Annotated in this window: 24 protein-coding genes; 7 read left to right on the top strand and 17 right to left on the bottom strand. The window is 62.3% G+C overall.

Going from position 1 to position 25,295, the window contains the following annotated elements:
* Window positions 1-38 precede the first annotated feature (38 nt).
* Together J3P85_RS15005 and J3P85_RS15000 are read right to left on the bottom strand one after the other, a co-directional pair.
* Window positions 39-710 (bottom strand): FCD domain-containing protein, encoded by a 672-nt coding sequence (locus J3P85_RS15005; RefSeq protein ID WP_186704947.1) that lies wholly within the window; start codon window positions 708-710, stop codon window positions 39-41.
* Window positions 711-925: 215 nt separating this feature from the next.
* On the bottom strand, window positions 926-2,092 hold the full coding sequence (locus tag J3P85_RS15000) for an MFS transporter (protein WP_434702178.1): 1,167 nt from the start codon (window positions 2,090-2,092) through the stop codon (window positions 926-928).
* A gap of 136 nt (window positions 2,093-2,228) precedes the next feature.
* Between J3P85_RS15000 and J3P85_RS14995 the strand changes: the two genes are divergently transcribed.
* Window positions 2,229-3,620 (top strand): PLP-dependent aminotransferase family protein, encoded by a 1,392-nt coding sequence (locus J3P85_RS14995; protein ID WP_434702177.1) that lies wholly within the window; start codon window positions 2,229-2,231, stop codon window positions 3,618-3,620.
* A 253-nt stretch (window positions 3,621-3,873) separates the two neighbouring features.
* On the top strand, window positions 3,874-6,015 hold the full coding sequence (locus tag J3P85_RS14990) for a TonB-dependent siderophore receptor (protein ID WP_434702176.1): 2,142 nt from the start codon (window positions 3,874-3,876) through the stop codon (window positions 6,013-6,015).
* Window positions 6,016-6,082: 67 nt separating this feature from the next.
* Here the strand turns inward: J3P85_RS14990 and J3P85_RS14985 are convergent, their stop codons facing one another.
* On the bottom strand, window positions 6,083-6,817 hold the full coding sequence (locus J3P85_RS14985) for an SDR family NAD(P)-dependent oxidoreductase (protein ID WP_434702175.1): 735 nt from the start codon (window positions 6,815-6,817) through the stop codon (window positions 6,083-6,085).
* A gap of 338 nt (window positions 6,818-7,155) precedes the next feature.
* Window positions 7,156-7,362 (bottom strand): tautomerase family protein, encoded by a 207-nt coding sequence (locus J3P85_RS14980; protein ID WP_025213530.1) that lies wholly within the window; start codon window positions 7,360-7,362, stop codon window positions 7,156-7,158.
* 128 nt (window positions 7,363-7,490) lie between these two features.
* Between J3P85_RS14980 and J3P85_RS14975 the strand changes: the two genes are divergently transcribed.
* A complete protein-coding gene (locus J3P85_RS14975) occupies window positions 7,491-8,414 on the top strand; it encodes a LysR substrate-binding domain-containing protein (protein WP_434702173.1) in 924 nt (307 codons plus the stop codon).
* 184 nt (window positions 8,415-8,598) lie between these two features.
* Here the strand turns inward: J3P85_RS14975 and J3P85_RS14970 are convergent, their stop codons facing one another.
* Window positions 8,599-9,033, bottom strand: coding sequence for a nuclear transport factor 2 family protein (locus J3P85_RS14970; RefSeq protein WP_434576094.1), 435 nt, complete (start codon window positions 9,031-9,033; stop codon window positions 8,599-8,601).
* A gap of 910 nt (window positions 9,034-9,943) precedes the next feature.
* Between J3P85_RS14970 and J3P85_RS14965 the strand changes: the two genes are divergently transcribed.
* A complete protein-coding gene (locus J3P85_RS14965) occupies window positions 9,944-10,306 on the top strand; it encodes a DUF6124 family protein (protein ID WP_434702172.1) in 363 nt (120 codons plus the stop codon).
* A gap of 101 nt (window positions 10,307-10,407) precedes the next feature.
* Here the strand turns inward: J3P85_RS14965 and J3P85_RS14960 are convergent, their stop codons facing one another.
* Window positions 10,408-11,304, bottom strand: a complete 897-nt coding sequence (locus J3P85_RS14960; RefSeq protein WP_434702171.1) for a LysR substrate-binding domain-containing protein — start codon at window positions 11,302-11,304, stop codon at window positions 10,408-10,410.
* A gap of 107 nt (window positions 11,305-11,411) precedes the next feature.
* On the opposite strand from J3P85_RS14960, the gene J3P85_RS14955 reads away from it, so the two are divergent.
* From J3P85_RS14955 to J3P85_RS14945, 3 genes are all read left to right on the top strand, one after another.
* Complete coding sequence (locus J3P85_RS14955) at window positions 11,412-12,782, top strand: MFS transporter (RefSeq protein ID WP_434702170.1); 1,371 nt, start codon at window positions 11,412-11,414, stop codon at window positions 12,780-12,782.
* On the top strand, window positions 12,779-14,053 hold the full coding sequence (locus tag J3P85_RS14950; RefSeq protein ID WP_250963173.1) for a glucarate dehydratase family protein: 1,275 nt from the start codon (window positions 12,779-12,781) through the stop codon (window positions 14,051-14,053). The genes J3P85_RS14955 and J3P85_RS14950 overlap by 4 nt, the downstream gene beginning before the upstream one ends.
* A 415-nt stretch (window positions 14,054-14,468) precedes the next feature.
* Window positions 14,469-15,653, top strand: a complete 1,185-nt coding sequence (locus J3P85_RS14945) for a porin (protein WP_411387428.1) — start codon at window positions 14,469-14,471, stop codon at window positions 15,651-15,653.
* Between the two features lie 345 nt (window positions 15,654-15,998).
* Here J3P85_RS14945 and J3P85_RS14940 read toward each other — a convergent pair whose 3' ends face one another.
* From J3P85_RS14940 to nirS, 11 genes are all read right to left on the bottom strand, one after another.
* Window positions 15,999-17,495 (bottom strand): cytochrome D1 domain-containing protein, encoded by a 1,497-nt coding sequence (locus J3P85_RS14940; protein WP_434702168.1) that lies wholly within the window; start codon window positions 17,493-17,495, stop codon window positions 15,999-16,001.
* Entirely contained in the window at window positions 17,492-18,334 is an 843-nt protein-coding gene (cobA, locus tag J3P85_RS14935; RefSeq protein ID WP_434702167.1) for a uroporphyrinogen-III C-methyltransferase, read from the bottom strand. The genes J3P85_RS14940 and cobA overlap by 4 nt, the downstream gene beginning before the upstream one ends.
* A gap of 40 nt (window positions 18,335-18,374) precedes the next feature.
* Entirely contained in the window at window positions 18,375-19,553 is a 1,179-nt protein-coding gene (nirJ, locus tag J3P85_RS14930; RefSeq protein ID WP_434702165.1) for a heme d1 biosynthesis radical SAM protein NirJ, read from the bottom strand.
* Between the two features lie 67 nt (window positions 19,554-19,620).
* The gene (ahbB, locus tag J3P85_RS14925; protein ID WP_434702164.1) at window positions 19,621-20,190 is read right to left on the bottom strand and encodes a siroheme decarboxylase subunit beta; all 570 of its coding nucleotides are present in this window, start codon (window positions 20,188-20,190) and stop codon (window positions 19,621-19,623) included.
* The gene (locus J3P85_RS14920; protein WP_250963167.1) at window positions 20,165-20,608 is read right to left on the bottom strand and encodes an Lrp/AsnC family transcriptional regulator; all 444 of its coding nucleotides are present in this window, start codon (window positions 20,606-20,608) and stop codon (window positions 20,165-20,167) included. The genes ahbB (J3P85_RS14925) and J3P85_RS14920 overlap by 26 nt, the downstream gene beginning before the upstream one ends.
* Window positions 20,601-21,113, bottom strand: coding sequence for a siroheme decarboxylase subunit beta (gene ahbB, locus J3P85_RS14915; RefSeq protein ID WP_434702162.1), 513 nt, complete (start codon window positions 21,111-21,113; stop codon window positions 20,601-20,603). Before ahbB (J3P85_RS14915) ends, J3P85_RS14920 begins: the two co-directional genes overlap by 8 nt.
* Window positions 21,110-21,568 (bottom strand): Lrp/AsnC family transcriptional regulator, encoded by a 459-nt coding sequence (locus J3P85_RS14910; RefSeq protein WP_434702161.1) that lies wholly within the window; start codon window positions 21,566-21,568, stop codon window positions 21,110-21,112. The genes ahbB (J3P85_RS14915) and J3P85_RS14910 overlap by 4 nt, the downstream gene beginning before the upstream one ends.
* A gap of 2 nt (window positions 21,569-21,570) precedes the next feature.
* Entirely contained in the window at window positions 21,571-22,749 is a 1,179-nt protein-coding gene (locus tag J3P85_RS14905) for a cytochrome D1 domain-containing protein (RefSeq protein WP_434702160.1), read from the bottom strand.
* A complete protein-coding gene (locus J3P85_RS14900; protein WP_434702159.1) occupies window positions 22,746-23,075 on the bottom strand; it encodes a c-type cytochrome in 330 nt (109 codons plus the stop codon). The genes J3P85_RS14905 and J3P85_RS14900 overlap by 4 nt, the downstream gene beginning before the upstream one ends.
* Before the next feature lie 180 nt (window positions 23,076-23,255).
* Window positions 23,256-23,564: a c-type cytochrome gene (locus J3P85_RS14895; RefSeq protein ID WP_250963162.1), complete on the bottom strand. Its 309-nt coding sequence runs from the start codon at window positions 23,562-23,564 to the stop codon at window positions 23,256-23,258.
* Window positions 23,565-23,588: 24 nt separating this feature from the next.
* Window positions 23,589-25,268 carry a nitrite reductase gene (gene nirS / locus J3P85_RS14890; RefSeq protein WP_186704968.1) on the bottom strand — a complete coding sequence of 560 codons (1,680 nt, stop codon included), beginning with the start codon at window positions 25,266-25,268 and terminating at the stop codon, window positions 23,589-23,591.
* Window positions 25,269-25,295: the final 27 nt, after the last annotated feature.

Here is a 25,295-nt window from a genome sequence, read left to right as displayed (position 1 = left end):
ACGATCGCCGATGACGAAATCGGCACAGTACCAATGTATCAATGGCTGGAAGGCAGGAACTTGAACAAGGTCTCGCAGACCCCGGCGATGTGTTCGTCCAGCAGCGCCACGGCCCGTTCGACATCACCGGCGCGGCAGGCCTTGATGATTTCCCGGTGCTCGTGATCGGCACGGTCTTTACCGGCCGACAGGCTCATCTGCATGCGCAAGTACCGCTCCAGCTTGTCGTGCACCGAGCGGATCAGGCTCACCATGAAGGGCCGTTGCGCCGGTTCGTAGAGGCAGGCGTGCAGTTGCCAGTTCAGTTCGGCCCAGCGCCCGACGTCGTCTTCACCGATGAACTCCTGGCAGATGCTTTCGGCGCGGGCGAAGGTGTCTTCGGTCATGTTGGGAATCGCCAGGCGCAGGACTTTGTCTTCCAGGAGCATGCGCACTTCGAACATCTGCGCCAGCTCCGCCTCGGAAATGCGCGTCACCATCGCCCCGCGATTGCGCTGGAACATCACCAGGCCCTCGGCTTCCAGACGCTTGAGGGCTTCGCGCACGGGAATCTTGCTGACGTTGAACTGCCGGGCGATGTCATCCTGGCGAATCGGCTCATCCTCGGCAAAATGCCCGGCCACGATGGCATCGCGCAGGTGGCGGGTGATGATTTCCGAGGTGGACGGGGTGTTGCCCAGGTCAGGCAGGTTGAACTTGGATAAAGTCACGGCAGCGGGTCGTTCGGCTTAGGTGGGGATATGGTATACGACTTTGCCGGACCGAGTGTCCCGGGGCGGCGTCAGCCAGCCCTGTTTGTATCGGGTATAAAGTGGACTCTGTGGCGAGGGAGCTTACTCCCGCTGGGCTGCGCAGCAGACCCGAGATTTTGCGATTGCTGCGCAATCGAGCGGGAGCAAGCTCCCTCGCCACAAAGGTTTTATGTTTAGCCATGGGACAGGTGGGCTACATAAGCCTGCGTTCGGACGATGCGCCATCCCGTGACAACCGCCCCCGCCAACAACGCCAGGCCAAACACGATCAACGCCACGTCAGCGCCGAAAGCGTCAGCCAGCAACCCGGTCACCACCACCGGAATGCTGAACCCGACATAGGCGAACAGGAAGAACCCGGCACTGACCCGGGCCTTTTCCGCCCCAGCCATGGCCGTGATGGCCGACAGCCCGCCCAGGTACAGGAAACCGTAGCAGGCGCTGCTGGCCCCCAATGCCCCCAGCAACACGGCGAACAGCGAGCCGACGCTCGCGCCCCAGGCCAGCAACGCGTAGCTCGCGGGCAGGATCAACAGGCCCAGGCACGTGGCCCTGGCCGGTTGCAGGCGTCGCACCCAAGGCTGGAAGAGCAAGCCGCAACTGATGACCGTGAAGGTCGACAGGCCAGACCAGCGCTGCAAATCGTGGGTCGCCAGCACGGACGGCAATAGGGCGATGACCAGGCCCGACGTCGCCCAGGCCAAGAGCATGGAAAAACTGTAGGGCAGGCTGCCAGCGGGAAACAACGGCAGGCGCAGCAGCGGCGCGTCTTTGATTTTCGGCGCCGGGTCCGGGAGCCGCCAGACCACGATGATCGCCAGGGCGGCCAACGCGAGCTGCAACCAGAAGCTGCCGGGCGTGGCACTGTGGTGGACGAACAGGAACAGGCTGGTCAACGCTGCCCCCAGGCCAAAGCCCAGGGAAGTGCTGGCGGTCACCCGGTTGGCCGGTGAGCGGGTATCGCTGGTTGCCATGAGCTCGGCCATATAGGCGGTCGACGTGGCCGAAGCCAGCCCGGTGCCGACCCCCATCATCAGGCGCGCCACGCCCAGCGCCACCAGGTTCGGCCAGAGCAGGGTCACCAGCGTCGCCAGCATCGACAGCCCGAGGGCGACCAGGATCAACGGCTTGCGGCCGACCCGGTCGGCCAGCCCACCGAATGCCAGCAGCACCGGGAGCACGCCCAGCACATAACCGGAAAACGCCACCGCCGTGGCCCCGGCCCCGTAGCCGGACAACTGCGCATAGGTGGTGTACAGCGGCGCCTGCAGGTTGACCGCGAGGGTGATCAGGCAAAGACCGAAGGCCAGCCCCCAGGAATGTCGATGCGATGGGTTCAAGGGTGTTCCTTAAAGGTCAGCATGAAGTCCCGGGGACTATCACTGCCGGGCACAACGCAAACAAGGAACAGCCGCCAGCCATTTGTGTTTAACTGTTTTCCGGAAAATCGAGAACACTTGACCAAGAGTGCCCACCGTGGACCTGAAGATTGATCGCAACGTTGCCGAGCCGGTTATCCGCCAACTCGTGACGCACCTCACGGGCTGGATCGACGCCCATGGCATTCGCCCCGGCGCACGGATGCCGTCGATTCGCCAACTGGCCCGGGAAAATAGCCTGAGCCTGTCGAGCGTGATCAAGGCCTATGACCAACTGGTGGCCAGCGGGGTGCTGGAGTCTCGGCATGGCGCGGGTTTTTTTGTCGCGCAACAGTTGGCCCGGCCGGTGCAACCGCCACCTGATACGGATAACCCGTCGTGGCAGTTGTTCGACAATGAATCGACCCAGCTCAAGCTCGGTTGCGGCTGGCTGCCCGACCCCTGGCGCGACGACGCCGACCTGGGCCAGGCGATCCGCCAAGTGGTGCGCAGCGACAACCACGCATTGTTCAACTACAGCACCCCGTTGGGTTCGCCTCATCTGCGCCTGCACCTGCAAAAACGCCTGGGCCTGATCGACATCCACGTCGACCCGACACAGATCATCACCACCCAAGGCGCCAGCCAGGGCCTCGACCTGCTGGTGCGAACCCTGCTCAAGCCCGGTGACCTGGTGCTGGTGGAAAGCCCCGGCTACTACAACCTGTTCAATTTGCTGAAATTGCACGGGGTGAAGACCGTGGCCGTGCCAAGAACCGCCCAAGGCCCGGACATCGCCCGCCTGGAACAGTTACTCGGCGAGCACAAACCCTCGTACTTCTTCATCAACAGCATGTACCAGAACCCCACCGGCACCAGCCTGGCGCCGAGCGTGGCCTACCGCTTGCTGCAACTGGCGACGGCCCATGACTTTCGCCTCATCGAGGACGACATCTACGCCGATTTCCAGAATGGCCCGACGTCGCGCCTGGCTTCCCTGGACGCACTGGACCGGGTGATCTACCTGGCGAGCTTTTCCAAGACGCTGTCCAGCTCGCTGCGCATCGGTTACGTGGTGGCCCAGCCCGACATCATCCAGCGTCTGGCCGAGGTCAAGATGGTGACCGGCATTGGTTGTTCATTGCTGGCGGAAAACGTGGTGGCGACGTTGCTGGCCAACGGCGCTTACCGCAAGCTGATCCAGCGCTTGCGCCAGCGCCTGAACAAGCAGATGGCAAGTACGCTGCGCCAACTGGACCCGGCCCACTGGGAGATCTTTGCCGAGCCGATGGGAGGCCTGTTCATCTGGGCCAGGCCGCGCTGCCTGGCGGCGCAGCGGGTGCAGCAGATCGCCCGGGAACTGCAGATCCAACTGTCCCAGGGCTCGACGTTCCTGCCGCAAGGGGAGGTGTGTGATTGGTTGCGGTTGAATGTGGCTTATACCCAGGATGTACGTGCGCAGAGGTTTTTCCAGCGGGTCGAGGAGGAGTCGATTGCGGTGGGGCGGTAGGGTTTGGGCAGATTGATCCGGCGCCATCGCGAGCAAGCTCGCTCCCACATTGGATTTTCGGTGACACGGAGCTCATGTGCACCACAACCCCCTGTGGGAGCGAGCTTGCTCGCGATGACGGACTGACCGGTCACAAAAACCATAGGTGTTAATGGGAATAGATATCAAACAACAATGAGTTACTGTATCTTTCGCGACACATTCTTGTCAGCCTCCCGATGTGGAGGCTTTTTTCCATTAGGATTGTGCATCGATGCGTCGGATTCTCGTTTCACTGTGTGTGCTCCAAGCTTATTCCATTCCCACCTGGGCCGAAGAGCCGATCCCTGCCAAACCGGCCTCCCTGGAGTTGCAAGCCACCGATATCGTCGGCAATTCAGACTCTGAAACGGCGCAGGGCCCGGTGAAGGGCTATCACGCCACCCGTTCGGCCAGTGCCACCCGTACCGACACGGCGATCCATGAAACCCCGCAATCCATTTCCGTCGTTTCCCGCGATGTCGTTGAAGACCTCAGTGCCACGCGCCTGCAAGACGCCCTCGATTACGCCGGCGGCGTAGGCCGGGCCAACAACTTCGGCGGCCAGGGCCTGACCACCTTCACTGTCCGCGGTTTCACCACCGGCGAGTTCTACCGCAACGGTTTCCCGATCAACCGTGGCTACCCGAACATGCCGGACGCCAACACCATCGAACGCCTGGAAGTCCTGCGTGGCCCGGCCACCATGCTCTATGGCCGTGGCGACCCGGGCGGTACCTTCAACGTGGTGTCCAAGCAGCCGTTGACCGAGCGCACGGTGACCCTCGGCAGCCAGGTCAGTGACCAGGGGATGCGTCGCGGCACGCTCGATGCGTCCGGTCCGTTGGACGAAGAAGGGCGCCTGGCTTATCGCTTGAACGTGGTGGGTGAGGGCGGCGATACGTTCCGCGACCACGTCGAGACCGAGCGTTACGGCATCGCGCCGGTGGTGAGCTGGCAGGTCAACGACACCACGCGCCTGACCTTCGAAGGCGATTTCATGCGCAACAATGCGCCGCTGGACCGTGGCCTGACCCATTACGCCGGCCAGCGCGGCACCGCGTCGCGGGATACGTTCTTCGGCGAGAAAGACGTGGGCAAGCTGCACAATGACAACAACATGCTGCAGGTGCGTTTCGAGCACATGCTCAACGACGACTGGACCCTGGCCGGCGGCACCCAGTGGCTCGACGGCACCTTGCAGGGCAATGCCGTGGAAGGCAACGGAATCGGTCCAGATGGGCGCACTCTGGGTCGTAACTTCAACTACCGCAAGCTGGAATGGACCGACCGGGACACCCAACTCAACCTTACTGGGCATTTTTCTACTGGCGGGTTCGAGCATACGTTGCTGACGGGGATCGAGTATGAAGACTACGATTACCAGTCGATCATCCGGCGTTCCGCTGGCGGCACAGGTGCCTACCCGATCGATATCTTCGACCCGGTGCATGGCCAGCCACGCCCGGCATTGACGCGCACGCCTACCAATGACCAGGAAAATCTCAAGACGTTTGGTGTGTTCGTCCAGGATCAGGTGGCGTTGACTGAGCGGTTGAAGCTGTTGGCCGGGGCGCGTTTCGAGCATTTCGAGCATGAGTACGAATCCTTCGTCCCTCAGGCTCGGCCCGGTAGCCGTAACTGGGACAAGACTGAAAATGCCGTCACCCCACGCCTGGGAGTGATCTACGACCTGACCGATACCGTGGCTGTCTATGCCAATACCGCCCGTTCATTCAAACCTAACACCGGTGCCGCCCTTCAAGGCGGGGGATTCAAACCGGAAGAGGGCAAGTCCTACGAAATGGGCGTCAAGTGGGAAGCCCTGGATCGTCAGTTGAGCGTCGACGCGGCAATCTACCAGATTGAAAAACGCAATGTGCTCACGCCCGACCCGTTGGATCCCACCTTCAATCTGGCTGCCGGAGAAGTGCGCAGCCGTGGCTTTGACTTGAACGTGGCGGGCAACCTGACGCCGGAGTGGCGCGTGATCGGTGGCTACGCCTACGTGGATGCCGAAGTGACCAAGGACATCAATATCCCGTCCGGCACCCGCTTGCTCAACGTGCCCAAGAACTCCTTCAGCCTGTTGAACGTCTACGAGTTCCAGGACGGCGGCCTCAAGGGCCTCGGCCTGGGCCTGGGCGCCAAGTACGTTGATGAGCGGGCCGGCAATACGGCGGCCAGCACCTTTACCATGGACAGCTACACCGTCGTCGACCTGCTCGGCTATTACAAGGTCAATGAGCGGATACGCCTTAACCTGGACCTGAAGAACCTGTTTGACGCCGACTACGAAGAAGGTGCATTCGGTGGCGTCTACGCGTACCCAGGCGCACCGCGAACCGTGCAGGCTGGTATCTCCTACACGCTCTGAATCCGTTACGTCACGAAAACCCCGAAGGCCTGGCCTCCGGGGTTTTTGTTTTTTGCCACTTGCCTATTTACCACTTGCCTGTGCTCATCCCGCCGTCCACCGGCAATATCGCGCCGGTCGTGAAATCAGCACCCGCCAGGTACAACACGGCCTCGGCAATTTCCTCGATGGTGCCCACACGACCGGCCGGGGCCAGGTGGTTGAGGAAGTCGCGGTGCGCCGGGTCGTGCATCGGCGTGTCGATAATGCCAGGTGCGACGGCGTTGACCTTGATGTTGTGGGGCGACAGTTCCAGGGCCAGGGCGCGGGTCATCTGGTTGACACCGCCCTTGATCAGCACCGGCAGCGCGGCCGGCACCTGGATGTTCGGTTGCAAGGCCACGGCAGCTGAAATGTTGATGATGAAGCCTTGCTGGCGCCCGATCATGTGAGCGGCAGCGGCCTGGCTGGCAAAGACGAGCCCCTTGAGGTTGGTATCCAGCAACGCGTCCAAGTCCTGGGGGCTGTATTCGACGAAGGGTTTTGGCAGGAAAAAACCGGCGTTGTTCACCAACCCGTCAACGGCGCCGAACGCCTCGACGGCTTGGCTGATGAGGGCGGTTGAGGTGGCCGGGTCGGAGATGTCGCCAGCCACGCCGAGGAAACCGGCCGGGTGACCGAACTCGGCGGCGGCAGCGTCCAGGCCGGACGGGGAGCGGGCGTTGCCCACCACGTTGTAGCCCCGAGCGAGGAATGCCTTGACCAAGCCCAGGCCGATACCGCTGGAAGCGCCGGTGATGATGACGGTTTTGTTGAGGCTCATGATTGACTCCTGATCACATTGGGTTGAACCGATGCGCCGGTGTGGCGTTGGTTGAGCTCAGGGTATTGGTGCGTCAGGGTTTGATAAATAAGGCATCTGGTACTTGAGTTGATACGTCATGTAATCAATGCCCAAGCCACACATATACCCCCCCTGTGGGAGCGAGCTTGCTCGCGATGGCGCCAAGCCGGTCGATATTGATGTTGACTGACACACTGCTATCGCGAGCAAGCTCGCTCCCACAGGGGATTGGTGGTGAATGTGGGGTCTTGCTGTCAGCCGGGTTGGCAGGCAGAAAAAAGCCCGGTCAATCGGACCGGGCTCGCAAAGGTGGCGCCTTACTCCTTGGGTAGACTTCGATACTCAGTCGTCGTCATCCCCGCATATCCCCAATTATCCGTGTCGACTTCTTCGATCACGATATGGGTCAAATGCGGGTCCTTGCCCAGCACGCGCTGGAGGGTTTCGGTGATTTCGGAAATCACCTGGGCTTTCTGTTCACGGGTAACGCCGTCTCGGGTAATTCGCACATTGACGAAAGGCATGGTGCACTCCAGCGGGTGGGAAATGGACGCGGGACAACGCCCGCGTGTTGCAAGGCCACTGTATTTATACGCCACGGACTGATAAACAGGCATTTGGAAACTTCAGTTGATACGCGGTGTAACGAATCATGAAGCGTCATTTCGAAGACCTGCAGTTGGGCAGCATAGAACTGTTCTGCCTGGCGGCAGAGGCGGGCAGTTTCACCGCGGCGGCGCAGTTGGCAGGCGTTACGCCTGCGGCGGTGAGCCGCTCGATCTTTCGCCTGGAAGAACGCCTGGGCTCACGGCTCTTCGTGCGCACCACCCGCAGCATCCGCTTGACCGAAGCCGGCAAGACCTATTTCGAGCAATGCCGGCAAGCGCTGACGCAACTGGTCGAGGCGCAACAGGAAATGATGGGCGCGCAATCGGTGCCGTCCGGGCAACTGCGCATCAGCCTGCCCACCACTTACGGCCACCATCGCATCCTGCCGTTGCTCCCGGCTTTTCGGGCGCTGTACCCGCAAGTGACGGTGGACCTGCACCTGAGCAATCGAAACATCGATTTCGTTGCCGAAGGGTATGACCTCGCCATTCGGGTGCGGGCCCAGCCCGACTCGTCGATGATCGCCCGGCTGCTGGAAGACGCGAAACTGGTGGTGGTCGCCTCCCCGGAGTATCTGCGCAAGGCCGGCACGCCGCAGGTGCTTGAAGACCTGGATGACCACGAGTGCATCCAGTTCGAACTGCCCAGCAGCGGCAGACGGATTTCCTGGTTGTTCAATGTCGAGGGCAAGGAAAAGGAAGTGTTCGGGCAGGGCGGGTATTGCTGCTCGGATGATGTACTGGGCGGGGTGACGTTGGCCAAGCATGGCGCAGGATTGTTCCAGACCTACAAATTCATCGTGGAGCAGGAGTTGGCCGGCGGGCAGTTGGTGGAGGTGCTAAGACCTTTCGCGGGGCGCTCACGTCCGTTCACCTTGTTGTATCCCCACGGTCGCTACGTGCCGCAGCGGGTGCGTGCGTTCGTGGATTTCCTGTTGCAGTACCGGGAGCAGTGGGCCGCGACTTGAGGGAATACAACCGGCGAGGGCAGCAATCCGTGGCGAGGGAGCTTGCTCCCGCTGAGTGCGAAGCGCTCACAGAAAGGGCCGCTACGCAGCCCAGCGGGAGCAAGCTCCCTCGCCACAGGAATCACAGCAGCCTCAAGTGAACAGAATTGCGCTTGCCACAGAGGTCTTCCCGGTCAACCCGCTATCAGAACCGAAACGCCTGACGCCCGATCAGCAGCCACTTGCCATTCTTCTGCTTCTGCCAGATCTGGAAGTTCTCGATTTCCGTCGGCACCACCTCAGTGCCCTTGAGCGCCTGGGCCGAGAAGTGATTGCGCACCAGCGCCACATCACCGGACAAGGTGATTTTCTGATTCTTCATTTCCAGGGTCTTGAACGCACTCTTGCCCGTTTCGATGTCGGCGATGAAGGCTTTCTTGTCCTGGATGTTGCCGCTGGAGTGACCATAGGTCAGGTTCTCGGCGGCCAGTGCCTGGAGTTGTGGGATGTCTTTGTGCAGCATGGCTTGGGTCAGGTGGTCGACAGCCTGGGCCACTTCCTGCTCGGCCGACGAAGGGGCTGCCGCTGCGTAGCCGCTGAAAAGGCACAAGAAGCTAATGACCAATGTCGCTTTTTTCATGGGATTTCCTTGTTGTTGTAGGTATTAGGAACGCGAGCGATGCATGCTCGTCGGTCATCGTACAACCTGGAGTGAGGCGTTGGCAAACCAGCCGGGCGCATGGCTCAAGAGCGCTGACAATGTGGCGAGGGAGCTTGCTCCCGCTGGGCTGCGCAGCAGCCCAAAAAACCTGCTCCCCATAAACCTGGCACACCTCGGTGTCAGTACCAGGGGCTGCTTCGCAGCCCAGCGGGAGCAAGCTCCCTCGCCACGGGTTTCACAGGCCACAGCTTCGATCGTTCCCAAGCTCTGCGTGGGAACGATCAAACGATCAAAGTCCAATCGGTCTATGAGGAACCGCAGGGTAAATATCGGGCAAGGTGCCATTTGATAACGCAACAAGTTGTAGCCGGCCAACTGTAGGAAAATTCCCCAAAGCATCCGCCAACGTATTATCTACGGAATGACCTCGTTTAATATCGATGGGGCTAAAGCGTCTCGTAAGACACTGTATTTACACCAATACAGCCCCAAGAAATAACGAAGAAAAGTCGCCATGTTTAATTTCCGTAAACATATCAAGCGCGACACGTTTAAATACACTCCACATTACGCCTGAAAGGCTACGAGACCTTGCGTCCTTACTTACGCATGCGTCAGAATCCGCCGGCTTGTGCGCTTTGCCCCTGGCCTCTATCGTTTACCTGCCACTGCCCATCAGTGGTCGGGTTTAGTCGCCCGGACGGTTTTAGTAAAGTGCATAAGTACCATTCAGTCAGGTCATTCTATTCCTGCACTTGATGGTGGTTGTGCGCAGGGCGCCCTTGGGCGCGCCGGGCTTGCTAATTCCACCGGTCGACTAACCTGCGCACAGCCGCCACCCTTCTTTTAGTCGAGAACGGTTGCGGCCCCAACTGAGGGAATTAGTTATATGTTCAAGGTTACTCCCAACCCCCCGGATATCGACTCGGTACTCTACGGCGACTCTCTCGACCCTGAAAAGTTGAAAGAGGCGGCAGACCGCGCGCTCAAGTACTACCTGAAACCCGGGGCAACGAAAACGCAGATACAGCCCCGCAAGCCCAGCACGATCTTCACCATCGACGCAGCGGTGGATGACGAAACGTTGCTCGTTGAGGCGTGCGAATCCTTGGCATCCGCCAGCGTGATGGTCAGCGACCTCACCGATTTGACGGACGGCCCAAGACGCCAAACGATGCTGGTGCTGCAACGGGTCATCATGTTGGGTGAGTTAGCGGTCAATCGAGTACTGGATAACCACAAACCTGGGTAATCGCCAGGTAGTGTTGTGGGGGCGCCGCCAGCGCCCTCACAACCTAAGTCCACGACGCTCGGTCAGCCACTGCCAACCCCATGGGCCATGTTGCTCCGCCCTCAAAACCCTTCCCGAACCGCGCCCCGAATTCCCTCCAACAACATAGTAAACGCCGGGTTGTCGTTATCCTCCCGCCACACCAGGTGCAACTCACTCTGCACCCCTTCGCCCAAATCGATCTCGCGAAACACCACTTGCTTGAACACCACGCTGCTGGCACAACGCGGTACCAGGGCCAGGCCCATGCCGGCGTTGACCAGGGCCAGGATCGTCAGCGACGAGCCCAGCCATTGCACGAATTGCGGTGCGACCCGGGCCGAGCGCAGCATGCCGGTGAGCAGTTCGTTGAAGGGCGGGTAGGCGGCGTGGGAGTACATCAGGAACGGTTGCGCGTCCAGGTCCTGGACGCTGACGGTTTCAGCGCTGGCCAGCGGATGACCCGCAGGCACCGCCAGCACGAAGGGTTCGCGCACCAGGCATTCGGTGGCGTAGCCGGTTTCCAGCAGCGGCGAGCGGACGATGCCCAGGTCGATGCGCTTGGCGCGCAGAGCTTCGTGCTGTTGATAGGTGTTCATTTCCGCCAGGACGATTTTGACCTGGGGCTGTTTCAGCCGGGCCTCGGCAATCACCTTGGGCAAGAACTCGTACACCGCGCTGCCGACGAAGCTGATGGTCACCGAGCCGATGTCACCCTTGGCAAAACGTTTGGCGGCCTCGGCGGCCTGTTGCGCCTGTTCCAACAGGTTCTGCGCTTCGACGAAAAACGCCCGGCCGGCGGCGGTGAGCGCCACGCTACGGGTGCTGCGGGTGAACAGTTCGACGCCCAAGTGATGCTCCAGCAACTGGATCTGGCGGCTCAGCGGTGGCTGGGTCATGTTCAGGCGTTCGGCGGCGCGACGGAAGTTGAGTTCGGTCGCCACGGTGGTAAAGCAGCGCAACTGGGCCAGTTCAAACATTGATTCAATCCAGGTATCAATCAAGTGCCAAGTTAGATTAGACGGGAACAATCCGCCGCGTCCATCATCGTCCCGTTCCCCACAAAAACAACGATCGGGAGGCACCCTTGAATAACGTAACGGACTCCACCCATGACAACACCCTGGCGCTCGCGGCGGCCAAGGTCAAACGTCATGTATTGCCGTTGGTGGTGGTGATGTTCATCGTCAACTACATCGACCGGGTCAACATCGGCTTCGTGCGCAGCCACCTGGAAACCGATTTGGGCATCGGCGCCGCGGCCTACGGGCTCGGTGCCGGGTTGTTCTTCATCGGCTACGCGCTGTTCGAAGTTCCGTCCAACATGCTCTTGCAACGCTACGGCGCACGCGCCTGGCTGACGCGCATCATGTTCACCTGGGGCGCGGCGGCCATGGCCATGGCCTTTGTGCGCGGCGAGACCAGTTTTTATGTGCTGCGCTTCATCCTCGGCGCGGCGGAGGCAGGGTTCTTTCCCGGCATCATCTATTACTTCACCCAATGGCTGCCCGCCAACGAGCGCGGCAAGGCGATGGCGATCTTCCTCAGCGGCTCGGCCATCGCCTCGGTGATTTCCGGCCCGGTCTCCGGCGCCTTGCTGCACATCAGCGGGATGGGCCTGCATGGCTGGCAGTGGATGTTCCTGATCGAAGGTTTTGCCTCCATCGTGCTGTGCGGGTTCGTCTGGTTCTGGCTGCAATCGCACCCCAGCCAGGCCAAATGGCTGACGTCTGAAGAGAAAACCGTCTTGATCGCCGCCATCGCCGAAGAGCAGCGAGCGAGGGAAGCCGCGCAAGTGATCAAGCCGTCGATGTTCAAATTGCTGGCCGACCGACAGATCGCGCTGTTCTGCTTCATCTACTTTTCCATTGCCCTGACCATCTACGGCGCCACGTTCTGGCTGCCGAGCATGATCAAGAAAATGGGCAACCTGGGGGACTTCCAGGTCGGTCTGCTCAATTCCATTCCGTGGATCATTTCCATCGTCGCGATGTACGGTTTTGCCGCCCTGGCCGGCAAGTGGAAATTCCAGCAGGCGTGGGTCGCGGTGACGCTGGTGATCGCCGCGTTCGGCATGTTCATGTCCACCACCGGCGGGCCGATCTTTGCCTTCGTGGCGATCTGTTTCGCGGCCATCGGTTTCAAGGCGGCCTCGGCGCTGTTCTGGCCGATTCCCCAAGGCTACCTGGATGCGCGCATCGCGGCGGCGGTGATCGCCCTGATCAATTCCATCGGCAATCTCGGCGGCTTCGTGGCGCCCACGGCCTTCGGTTTCCTGGAACAGACCACCGGGTCCATCGAGGGCGGACTGTATGGGCTGGCGATCACTTCCCTGGTGGCCGCCGTGGTGATTTTCTTCGCCCGTACCAAGCCGGGCCGCGATAAACCGAATTCACTGTCCGGCCGACCGGAAAAAACCCAAGCCTTGAACCCTGGCCCATCGGGAGCCGCTGTATGAAGATCAAACGCGTCACTGTCACCCCCATCGCTTTTCGCGACCCACCCTTGCTCAACGCCAGCGGCATCCATGAGCCGTTCGCGCTGCGCTCGATCATCGAGATCGAGAGCGACAACGGCTACATCGGCCTGGGGGAGAGCTACGGCGATGCCCCGGCCCTGGCGATCCAGCAGCAATTGCAGAGCCAGTTGATCGGCCTGGACCCGTTCAATCTCAACCAGTTGCGGGCCATCGTCCAGGCGACCGTCGCCGCGCAGAAACCGGCCAGCGTCAGCGGTGCCGAACTGGCGCCGGGTTCCCACGCGAGCAAGGCGGTGAGCAACGCTTATTCGGCGTTTGAAGTGGCGTGCCTGGATTTGCAGGCCCATTACCTGAACGTGCCGTTGGTGGACCTGCTGGGCGGCGCGATCCGCGACGAGATTCCGTTCAGTGCGTACCTGTTTTTCAAGTACGCCGAGCACATCGATTCGCCGTACCCGGCCGACAATTGGGGCGAGGCGCTCAACGAAGAGCAGATCGTCGCCCAGGCCCGGCGGATGATCCAGGACTATGGCTTCAAGAGCATCAAGCTCAAGGCTGGCGCCCTCGATCCGGAACATGAAGTCGCCTGCATCAAGGCGCTGAAACAGGCGTTTCCCGGCTACCCGTTGCGCATCGACCCCAATGGCAACTGGTCCCTGGAAACCTCGATTCGCATGGCCGAGCTGCTGGGGGATGACTTGCAGTATTACGAAGACCCGACGCCTGGGCTGGAAGGCATGGCCGAGCTGCACAAGCGCACGGGGTTGCCGCTGGCGACCAATATGGTGGTCACCGATTTCGATGAGTTCCGCCGCAGCGTGGCCCTGGACAGCGTGCAGATCGTGTTGGCTGACCACCATTACTGGGGCGGCCTGCGGGACACCCAGGTGTTGGCGAAAATGTGCAGCACTTTCGGCCTGGGCGTGTCGATGCATTCCAACTCGCACCTGGGCATCAGCCTCATGGCCATGGCCCACGTCGCGGCCGCGGTGCCGAACCTCGACTATGCCTGCGACACCCATTACCCGTGGCAGGAGCCGGATGAAGAAGTGATCAAGGGTGGCAAGCTGCCGATTGTCGACGGCTGCGTGAAGATCACCCGGGCGCCTGGGCTTGGCTTGGAGCTGGACCGGGATCAACTGGGCAAGCTGCATGAACAGTTCCTCAGTTGCGGCATTCGCCAGCGCGACGATGTGCGGCAGATGCAGCGTTACCGGCCGGATTGGAAGACCGTCAAGCCGCGGTTCTGAGCCGAAGGCGAGGGGCCTGCTGCGCAGGCCAGCGGGAGCAAGCTCCCTCGCCACAAAAGCAACACGGTGCAAACCCTGTAGGAGCAAGTTTCTTCATCACAAAAGCTGGATCTGACTTCAATTTTGAGTGTGGGTGCGCCCCCTGTGGCGAGGGAGCTTGCTCCCGCTGGGCTGCGCAGCAGCCACAAACCAGCCAACTCACTATGACTGCCCAATGGGTTGATCCCTCCCAAGCCACCTTGCGGCCCACACCCAAAGTACCGCACCCGCCAGCCTCGCCGTCTTACACCCAAACTGCCGCGCCGGGCCGGCGCTGCCAAAGCATCCGCCAATCGCTCCCAAGGCAGCGTATGACGCGCCCTGGCGCCTTTCGATAATCGCCTCCGACATCCCGTCCCCTGTTGCGGAGCGCGCCATGCACAACAATAAAAATACCTGCCTGCGTTTTTTGCCTGCGGTCATCGCCGGTCTTTCCAGCCTGGGGCTGACGCCTTGGGCCCACGCTGAAATCATGCTGTACGACAAGGACCAGACCACCTTTTCCACCGACGGCTACATCAACGCCTTCTACGTCAACAGTGACGTGGACCGCGCCGGCGAGCAGTACGACCGTCGGCAGGCGCGGGTCAAGATGGGCTTTTTGCCCAACTACCTGGGTTTCAACATGGGCAAGCAGGTCGATGACCTCAAGCTCGGCGCCCGGGCCTCGTTCTGGGTGACCATCAACGACAGCGAAACCAACGGCACCGACACCGCCATCGACGTGCGCCAGTTCTACGGCACCGTGGCCAACCCGGAGTGGGGCGAAGTGCTGGTCGGCAAGGACTTCGGCCTGTTTGCCCGCTCCAACATCCTGCTGGACGAGCTGCTCGCCGGTTATGGCCAGGTCAGCGACACCCTGGGGCTGGTGGACGGTGGTGGCGTGTCGTTCGGCAACATTGGCAGCGGCTATCCGTACCCGTTCCCGACCTCGCAGATTACCTACCGCACACCAGTGATGGAGGGCTTGCGCGTGGCGGTTGGGATCATGGACCCGGTGGACACCAACGACAACAGCGCCACCGGCAAGGCCTATCAGGAAAACCCGCGCACCGAGAGCGAGATCACCTACCAGTTCGACCTGGGCGGGGCGAAGATCTACAGCTGGCTCAACGGCAGCTACCAGACTTCGGACAACACCGACTCCACGGTCGAATCGGTGACTTCCAAGGGCCTGGGCTACGGCGTGCAGGCCAAGATGGGCGGGCTATCGCTCACCGGATCGGGGTTCCAGGCCAAGGGCATCAACCCGTTTTTCACCAACAACGCCGGTGAAGCGACCCTGCGCAATGTCGACAGCAAGGGCTATCTGTTACAGGGCTCGTACAAGCTGGGCAAGAACCGCTTGGCGTTGTCCTACGGCAAGACCGATGACGACGGCAACGGCGTGGTGGGCAGTGGTGCCGATTACGAAACCCGTGGCATTGCGCTGTTCCATGACATCAACGACAACCTCAAGCTCGTGGCCGAGTACAACCAGTTCGAAATCAATGGCCACGATACGAGCGCCCAGAACGAAGACACCGATACGTTTGCGGTGGGGGCGGTGCTTACCTGGTGAGGGGGAAATCCCTTTGGGCCTGGCACCAGGATGGGGCAGGCCTGCTTTGGGGGCCGCTGCGCAGCCCAGCGGGAGCAAGCTCCCTCGCCACGGAGGGCAACCCCATGGCCGATTTGCTTGGCTGCGCACATAACCCTGTGGGAGCGAGCTTGCTCGCGATGAGGGCAAGTCATTTGGTATGGATGTGGCTGGCACGCCGCTATCGCGAGCAAGCTCGCTCCCACAGAATGGTTAAGCTGACCTACACCTCCGATCGCCTTTGTGGCGAGGGAGCTTGCTCCCGCTGGGCTGCGAAGTAGTCCTGAGGGTCGGTTGATATTGGGGCTGCGCATCAGCCCCTTTTTTTCAGTGCGACGTCCCCTCGGCAAACTCGATCTTGTTGCCGACGTTGTACTTGCCCGACGGCTTGTTCATGGGCAGTCGCTTGATTTCCTTGAGGGTGTTGCTGTCGTAGACGATCAGCGCGCCATCGCTATCCCAGATGCTCAACAGCAGGTAGCGGCCATCGCGGGTGAACTCGACGTGGGCGGCAGTCTTGCCGGGCACGGGCCGCAGGGTGTGGGCGATTTCCAGGGTCTGTTTGTCGATCAGGTGGATGGCATCGTTGTCCGGGCCGAAGAACACATCGGTCCAGGCGTAGCGGGAGTTGGCGTGACTGCGCAGGAAGAAACCCGGGCCCAGGGTGGGGATCTGCTCGATGACTTTCCAGGTGTCGAAATCGATCACCGAGATCAATCCCTTGCTGATGTTGGGCGTGGCGAACACCCAGTGCCCATCGCGTTTCCAATAGGTCCCCGAGCCCAGGTGCGGCATGCCCGGCAGCGCGATGTCAGTGACGATCCGCCCGGTGTCGAGGTCGATCACCTGGCCGCCCTGGGCCTTGCGGGAGGTGGCGAGCAACTGCCGGTAATCAGGCGAGAAGGAGAAATCATCGAGGTAATCCTCGGCCTCGATCCGCCGGGGCACGAAGTCCGGGTTCGGTCCGGTGGACAGTTCCCAGACCTCTTTCACGTCTTTCAAGGCCACGATGAAGCTGTTGCGCGGCGGTGCGGTATACACCGCACTGACCCGCGACGGCTGGCCGTTCAGGCCCACCGTTGCAACGGTCTTGACCAGGGACAGGTCGCGGGCATCCAGCACCACCACATTGCCCGGCAGGGTGTTGCCCACCAGCACCCAGCGCCCGTCCTTGCTCACCGCCAGGTTGCGGGTATTGAGCCCGGCCCGCACCTCGGCGATAAGCGTGAGGTTGTGCAGGTCATACAGGCTGATCCAGCCGTCCCGGGAGGCAAAATAGACGAAGCGTCCGTCCGGGGAGAATTTCGGTCCGCCATGCAGCGCAAAGTGTGAGGCGAAACGCGCCAGGACCTCGAAGCGATCGCCGTCGACGATATCGACGTGATGATCGCCAGCCTCCACCACCACGAACAGGTTCAGCGGATCAGCGTGATGCTGGGGTTTATCGGGTAGGGTGGCGACATCCGCCAACAGGCGATGACTGTGGCGCGTGTCGTCCTCGCTCCAGGTCGGTTCGACGGCGGGCGGATGTTGAAGGTAGTGGGTCAGGCCATCGATCTGCGCCGGCGTCAGCACTGCGCCGAACGCCGCCATCTGGCTGGCCGGGCGTCCATGGGTGATCACCTGGCGAATTTCGTCGGGCTTGATCCGGCTCAGGCTCTGCGGCAACAGTGCCGGCCCGGCAGCACCGATGCGATTGACCCCGTGGCACTGCTGGCAGTGTTGCTGGTAAGTCTGTTCGGCCCATGCCAGGTCCGGTTCAGGCACCGAGGCGCCGTGGACGGCACCGATCCACAATAGCGGGGCAAGCCAGCCTAGCCTCATGATGCGGCCCTCGCCATACCTGGCTGGTGCGGGAGGACCGGGTGCAGACGGGCTGGATGTTCCAGCAACTGATGGGCAAACAAGCCGACCACTTTGCCGATCACCGTCAAGGTCGGCAGGCCTTCGGCGCACGCCTGCGCCAGCTCCGGAAGTTGCTGGAGCGTGCCGCGCAGGACCTGCTGGTCGGGGCGCGTGCCGTTGCTGATCAACGCCGCCGGCGTATCAGCCGCCAGGCCCGCCGCGATCAACTGCGTGGCAATGGTGCCGAGGTTCGACAAGCCCATGTAGAACACCAGGGTCTGGCTGTCATCCGCCAGGCTTTGCCAAGGCAAGTTCAAGTCGCCTTCGCGTTGCAAATGACCGGTGATGAAACGGCAGGAATTGACCAGGTCGCGATGGGTCAAGGGAATGCCGGCGTAAGTGCTGCAACCGGCCGCGGCGGTGATACCGGGCACGATTTGGCAATCGATACCCCGCGCCAGCAGATACTCCAGTTCCTCGGCGCCGCGACCGAAGATGAACGGATCGCCGCCCTTGAGCCGCACCACCCGTTGTCCCTGGTCGGCCAGGTCGGCCAGCAGTTCGTTGATCTGTGGTTGGGGCAGGCTGTGGCAGCCGGCGGCCTTGCCTACGTAATGCCGGGCGCACGTGAGTGGAATCAGGCTGAGCAATTGCGCGCTGATCAAGCGGTCGTAGACCACCGCGTCGGCCTGCAGCAACAGGCTCCAGGCGCGCAAGGTCAGCAGGCCCGGGTCACCGGGGCCGGCGCCGACCAGGGCGACCTCGCCCGGTCTGAAGGGCGATTGCAGGGCAGCGGGCAAAACGATGGAGGCAGGCATGGGACTTCCTTGGTTCGGTATCAGGTTCGCCGTCGGTTCATCAGGCGCAGGGCAGCGCAACGCTGGGGATCGGGTGCAGGCCAATTTCGTCATCGCTGAGGTGGCAGCCGGGGTCCTGGCCCCACAGGTCGCCGTCGGCCCAGGCGCGGGTGCGGGTATTGCCGTTGCAGATGTCCAGCCAGCGGCATTGCCCGCAGCGGCCGCCCACGGCCCGGGGGTGTTCGCGCAGCTTCAAGAGCAGGGCATCGGGGCGCTCTGACCAGAGGGTCTTGAACGGTGTCTGGCGCACGTTGCCCACCGAGTGCTGCCACCAGTAGGTATCGGGGTGGACCTCGCCGGTATTGTCGATGTTGGCGATGCCGCTACCCGAGGCATTACCGCCCCAGGCCCGCAGCATCTGCTCCAGTGCGACGTAGTGCTGGGGCAAGCGCCGGGATACCCAGTGCAGCAAGAGGATCGCATCGGCATCGTTGTTGCCGCTGACGAAGTCACTGTCGCGTCCCTGTTCGATGTCGCGCCAGGCCCGTTCGAAGATCAAGTCCATGGCCTCGCGGCTCATCTGCTGCTGGGCATCGAGCTTGCGACTGCGCTTGCCGCGGCCGCTGTAGTTGAGGTGCGACAGGTAGAATTTCTGTACGTCGTATTCATCCATCAAGTCCAGCAAGCGTGGCAACTGGGCATGGTTTTGCTGGGTGAGGGTGGTGCGCAACCCGACCCGGATCCCTTGCTCGCGGCAGAGCCGGATGGCCGCCATGGAACTGGCGAAACTGCCCTTGAGCCGGCGGAATTCATCGTGGGTTGCTTCCAGGCCATCGATGCTGATGCCGACGTAGTCGAAATTCGCCGCGGCAATCAGTTCGATGTTGGCGGCGTCGATCAATGTGCCGTTGGTGGACAGGGCCAGGAAAAAACCTTTGTCGCGAGCATAGGCACTGAGCTGGAACAGATCGTCGCGCAGCAAGGGTTCGCCGCCGGACAGGATCAGCACGCGCACACCGGCATCATGCAGGTCATCGATGACCTGCAGCGCCGCCGCAGTGTCCAGTTCATCGCGAAACACGCTGTCGGCGGATGTTGCATAACAGTGCTTGCAGGTCAGGTTGCAACGCCTGAGCAAGTTCCAGATCACCACCGGCGGGCGCTGGCTGCCCGGTGGCGCGACACGTGGGGCGGGGCAATGCCCGGCCAGGGCTCGTAGGTAGTGGCTGATCCTCAACATAAGTCGCTCCGTGGGAGCAAGGCTTGGTGGGAGCAAGGCTTGCCCGCGATGAAACCGATGCGGTCCTTCATAAAACCGACGCCCCTGTTTCGCGAGCAAGCGTTGCCCCCACAGGCGACAGCCGCAGGCCGGTTTTTTTCAGGATGCGGCTGCTCACCAGCATGTCGTCGGCGACGCAGGCGTCCCCCAGCAAATAGCGCAGGTGTTCGCGGTAGCGGTCGATTTCGTCGCGGCTGCGGCCGTGGACCATGGCGAACAGGTTGTAGCGCCAACCGGGCCGGCGCGGGCGCCGATAGCAGTGGCTGACAAAGGGCTGCGCTCCCAGCAGGGCGCCCAGGCGTGCGATATCGGCGTCGGCCACGTCCCACACCGTCATGCCGTTGTGGCGATAACCCAGGCGATAGTGATTGGGCACGGCGGCGATGCGCCGGATCGCGCCTTCGGCCTGCAGGCGCTTGAGCAGGTCGAGGGTGGATTCCACGCTCAAGCCCAGTTGTTCGGCCAGCCAGGCCCAGGGGTCTTCGAGCAAGGGCAGGCCGGCCTGGGTCAGTTCCACCAAACGCAGGGCCAAGGGCGTTTCATCCAGCCGTGGCGGCGCTTGCCACAACGACTCAGACAGGGAAGTACAGGCCGACATGGTAGGTCTCCTCTTTGGGCAGGTTCAGCGGCACCAGGCCGGTCAGGTGCTCGATGCGCAGCAGGGTGTCGTTGATCGCCTGTTCGCTGGGGCAGGCGAGCACGAACCACATGTTCCAGGTGTGTTCGCGGCGGTAGTTGTGGGCGACTTCGGGCATGTCCGCGAGCAGCTCGGCGATGGTTTCGAAGCGCGATTCGGGCACCGCCAGTGCCGCCAGGGTGAACGCACCGCCCAGGCGATCGATGTCGAACATCGGGCCGAAGCGGGTCAGCACGCCGTCGTTGAGCAGTTCATGCAGGCGGTCGAGCAATTCGGTCGCATTGCTGTCCAGTTCCTCGGCCAGGGCCTGCCAAGGATGACGGACCAGTGGCAGGCCCAATTGCAGGCGATTGATCAGGCGCCGGTCGAGGTCATCCATGGCTACGGGCTCCGACCGGTGCGGCGAAACGTCCGCCGCATTGCTTGAACAGGTGCGTGCTGAACAGCAACTGGTGGGGCAGGTCGTCCAGCAGGTGTTCTTCCAGCAGCGCCTGGACCTGGGCCTCGACGCGGTCACGCTGGCGCCCATGGATCATGCAGAACAGGTTGTATTGCCACTGGGGCAGGCGCCGTGGACGCTGATAGCAAAGGCTGATGCCCGGGGCCTGGCCGAGGCGCCGGCCGATTTCATCGACCAGGGCGTCCGGCACATCCAGCACCAGCATGGCGTTAGCGGCAAATCCCAAGGCGCGATGGTTGACCACCAGGCCGACACGACGGAACAGGCCCTGTTCATGCCAGCGCTGCACCTGTTCGAGCACCTGTGGCTCGCTGGCCTCGATCTGTTCGGCCAAGGCCTGGAACGGACGGGAGGTCAGGGGCAGGCCGGTTTCCAGCAGACGGCGCAAGGCCAGTGACTGTTGTTCGCTCAGGGTGATGTTCATGGGGTGGCCTCCAGGGCAAAGCCCAGGTCGATGCGGTAGGCGGTGAGCATGGGCAGGTCCAGGGGCGTGAGACCGGTGTCGTGTTCCAGTTCCTGGAGGATGTTGTCCAGGTGCGCCCGGTTGGGGCCGGTCAGTACGAACCAGAGGTTGTAGCGATGTTCCCGGGCATAGTTGTGATTGACTTCCGGGTATTGGCTGATGCGTGCCGCCACCTGGTGCAGGCGGTCCTCGGGCACGGCCAGGGCGGCGAGGGTGCTGGCCCCGGCGCGGGAGTGTTCGAACACCGGGCCGACCCGCGATAAGGTCCCGGCCACGTGCAGGTGTTGCAGGCAATCGATGACCTGGGCTTCGCTGCAGCCCAAGGTCTCGGCCATGGCCCGATAGGGTTCGGCGCACAACGGCAGGCCATGCTGGAATCGATCGATCAGGCGCCGGGCCAGTGAGCTGGGTGTCATGGTCAGTACCCCGACTTGTGTGCGCGACTGCTGAAGAAAATCCCGCTCGGGCTCAGGGCCGGTAGGCTGCCCAGGCGTTCGAGCCGATACGGGTTCCAGACCTGGACCTCGCCACCGTCCCGGGCGGACAGCCACAACTGGTCACCCCGTGCGGTGAATTCCATGTGCAGCACCGCCGGGCCTGGCCGTAGGTCGGCGACGATGGCGTGGGTCTGGGTGTCGATGACCTGGACGCGGTCGTTGTCCGGATAAGCGAAGTTGACCCACAGTTGCCGGCCATCTGGTCGCGCCGTGACGAACACCGGTTGGCCGGCCACGGCGATGGCGTCGGTCTGCTGCCAGTCCTGGGCATTCATCACCAACACCTGGTGATGCCCGACGGCGGGTACGAAGGCTTGTTGGTCGGCGATGGCCCAGCCTTCCAGATGCGGCATCTTGTACACCGGCAACTTGGCCTGGCCGCGTCCGTAGTGCCCGAGCAGCCGCTTCACGCCGCGCTCCGGGTGCCAGAGGTCGAGCTGGGCCATGCCGTCCTCGCCGAACAGCCCGGCCATGTAATAACGCCCGTCGGGGGTGATCAGGGCGTCGTAGGGTTGCTGGCCGATGGCGGTGAAACGCTCGATGCGTGGGATAAGGCCCTGGCTGAAGTCGGCGGTCCAGATCTCGCCGGTGTCGAACAGGCTGAACACGAAGCGTTGTCCCGGTGCATCCACCAAGCCGACCACGCGTGAACGTTTCTTGCCACCGGGCAACGGCGTGGCCGGGATGTCGGCGACCTGTTCCAGGGTTCGGGCATCGAATACCTTGACACCGCCGGGCTCGTAGTTGGAGACGGCGATCAGCTTGCCGTCCTGGCTGATCGCACCGCCGATGCTGTTGCCGCCCTGGATGATCCGGCGCTCGATTTGTACACCCAGCAGGTCGACTTTGCTCAGGCCACCGTCGCGACCGAACACATAGGCGTAGCGCTGGTCGCGGGAGAACACCACCGAGGCGTGGGACAGGTCGCCCAGGCCTTCGACACGGCCCAGGGCGGTGCGGGTGTCACTTTCGATGATTTGCAGGCTGCCGCTGGCGCGCTCCACCACCACGCCCAAATCGCCGGTGCCGCGTAACGGTGTCTGGGCGCAACCGCAGAGCAGCAGGGCGATGGCCGTGGAGGACAGGAGAGTACGGATCATGGGGCGGGTTTTCCTTGAAGGAGCCGGTCCACCAGCCAGCGGATGTCGTCGGGTTCGAGCAGCACGGCCCAACCGGGCATGGCGCTGCCGGGCCGGCCGAGGGCGACGGTGGCGATGAGGCTGTCGCGGGATTTTCCGGCCAGGGCTTCGTGGGTCAGGGGCGGGCCGAGGCCACCGGTCAGGTACAGGCCGTGGCAGGCGCCGCAATCCTGGTCCAGCAGGTGTTGCAGTTGGGCCTGGCGCTGGCTGTCGGGAGCGGCCAGCACACAGGAGGAGAAAACGAAGAGGAGGGCGGTTATCGAGGTGGTGAAGCGGTGTCGTTCCATGACGTCCTCCTGAACAAAGTTGCACGGCTTTTGTGGCGAGGGAGCTTGCTCCCACTGGGCTGCGCAGCAGCCCCTTGGGTTTGCCTGACACAGCGAGTCGTCAGGTTGCTATTTGGGGCCGCTTCGCAGCCCAGCGGGAGCAAGCTCCCTCGCCACAGGTATCAGGCAGGTCCTGCCCAGTTATTTAAGGGTCAAGACCCACGCCGCGAGGATCTTGGCTTCCTCTTCCGTCACCGGGTTGGCCGGCATCGGCATCGGTCCCCAGTTGCCTTGCGTGCCTTCCTTGATGTGTTTGGCAAGTACCGCCTCGGCCCCCGCGACACCGGCGTTTTTCGCCGCGACTTCCTTGAGCGCCGGGCCCACCACCTTGGTGTCGATGGCGTGACAGGCCGCGCAGGGCTTGCTCTTGAACAGTGTCGGGCCGTCTTGCGCCAACGCCGGCAGGCTGTAGGCGGCGGTCAAGGCCAGTGCGATCAGAATAGGCTTCATGGTTTTTCCTCTTATTGATGGGGCTCAATAGATGTCGTGTTGGGTGTTGTAGACGTTGAATTTCCCGGTGGGGGTGATCAGGCGCTTGTCCTTGATCACGTTCTTGACCTTGAGGGTCTTGTCGTCGATCACCACCAGTGCCGACTCGTCTTCCTGGCCGCTCCAGACCGAGAACCAGACCTCGTCGCCGGCCTTGTTGTATTCCGGTTGCACCACGCGCAATGCGCCTTTCTTGATGCCGGCGTACTCGGCAATCGGCAGCACGGTGTAGCCGGCGTCGAGCTTGTCGATGTTGAACACCGCCACCGACTGGCTGAGCTTGGCGTCGGGGCTGAGGGTGGTGTCGACATACAGGTGGCGCGACGCGGGGTGGGTCTTGATGAAGAGCGAACCGCCGCCTTGGCCCTGGAGCGAAGCGACCTGTTTCCAGGCGTATTGCGGATGCTTGACCGGGTCGGTGCCAATCAGCGAAACCCCGGCATCGCCCAAGTGACTGGTGGCCCAGACCGGTCCGTAGAGCGGATGGTTGAAGTTGGCGCCGCGGCCTGGGTGCGGGGTCTTGCCGACATCCACCAGGGCGGTGAGCTTGCGTTCCTTGGAGTCGATCACCGCGACCTTGTTGGAGTTGTTGGCGGCCGTCATGAAGTAGCGATGGCTGCTGTCCCAACCGCCGTCATGCAGGAACGGTGCGGCGTCGATACTGGTGATGGTGAGGTTCTTGATGTCCTGGTAGTTGACCAGCATCACCTTGCCGGTTTCCTTGACGTTGACGATGAACTCCGGCCACTCATGGGAGGCGATAATCGCCGCGACCCGCGGTTCGGGATGGTATTGCTGGGTGTCGACGGTCATGCCCCGGGTCGAGACGATCTGCTTGGGCTCCAGGGTCTCGCCGTCCATGATGGTGAACTGCGGCGGCCAGTACGAACCGGCGACGGTGTACTTGTCCTCGTAGCCCTTGAATTTCGAGGTTTCCACCGAACGGGCTTCGATACCGACCTTGATTTCCGCGACCTTGGTCGGCTCTTTCGGCCACAGGTCGATCATGTCGATCTTGGCGTCCCGGCCGATCACCAGCAGGTAGCGCCCCGACGCCGAGATGCGCGAGATGTGCACCGCGTAGCCGGTGTCGATCAGCTTGACGATTTTCTTGCTGTCACCGTCGATCAAGGCAATCTTGCCGTCGTCGCGCAGGGTCACCGAGAACAGGTTCTGCAGGTTGAGGTTGTTCAGCTGCTTGGTCGGGCGGTCCTCGGGTTTGACCAGGACCTTCCAGGTCTTGAGGGTTTCGGCCATGCCCCATTCCGGCGGTGTCGGCGGGGTGTGCTGGATGAACTTGGCCATCACCGTGATCTGGTCTTTGGTCAGGGCGTTGGAGGTGCCCCAGTTCGGCATCCCGGCGGGCGAGCCATAGGTGATCAGCGCTTCCAGGTAAGCCTGGCCGCGGGACTGGGTGATGTCGGGTGTCAGCGGCTTGCCGGTGGCGCCTTTGCGCAGGACCCCGTGGCAGCCGGCGCAGCGCTGGAAATAGATTTCCTTGGCCGAGTCGAAGTCGGCCTGGCTCAGGTCCGGCGCGCCTTCGGTCTTGACCACCCGGGGTGACTCCGGCGTGGTGGGTTGGTCGGCGAAGGCGTAGGGAGCAACCAGCGCTGTACACAGCGCCGTCACCCTCAGGGCCCACGTTTTTTTGTGGCTGATCAGCATTCCATTTCTCCTCAGGCATGACCCGCG

The organism is Pseudomonas sp. Z1-12 (genome assembly GCF_051132015.1).
GTDB classification, from domain to species: Bacteria; Pseudomonadota; Gammaproteobacteria; order Pseudomonadales; family Pseudomonadaceae; genus Aquipseudomonas; species Aquipseudomonas zanjanensis.
This window is presented reverse-complemented; position numbering and strand designations above follow the sequence as displayed.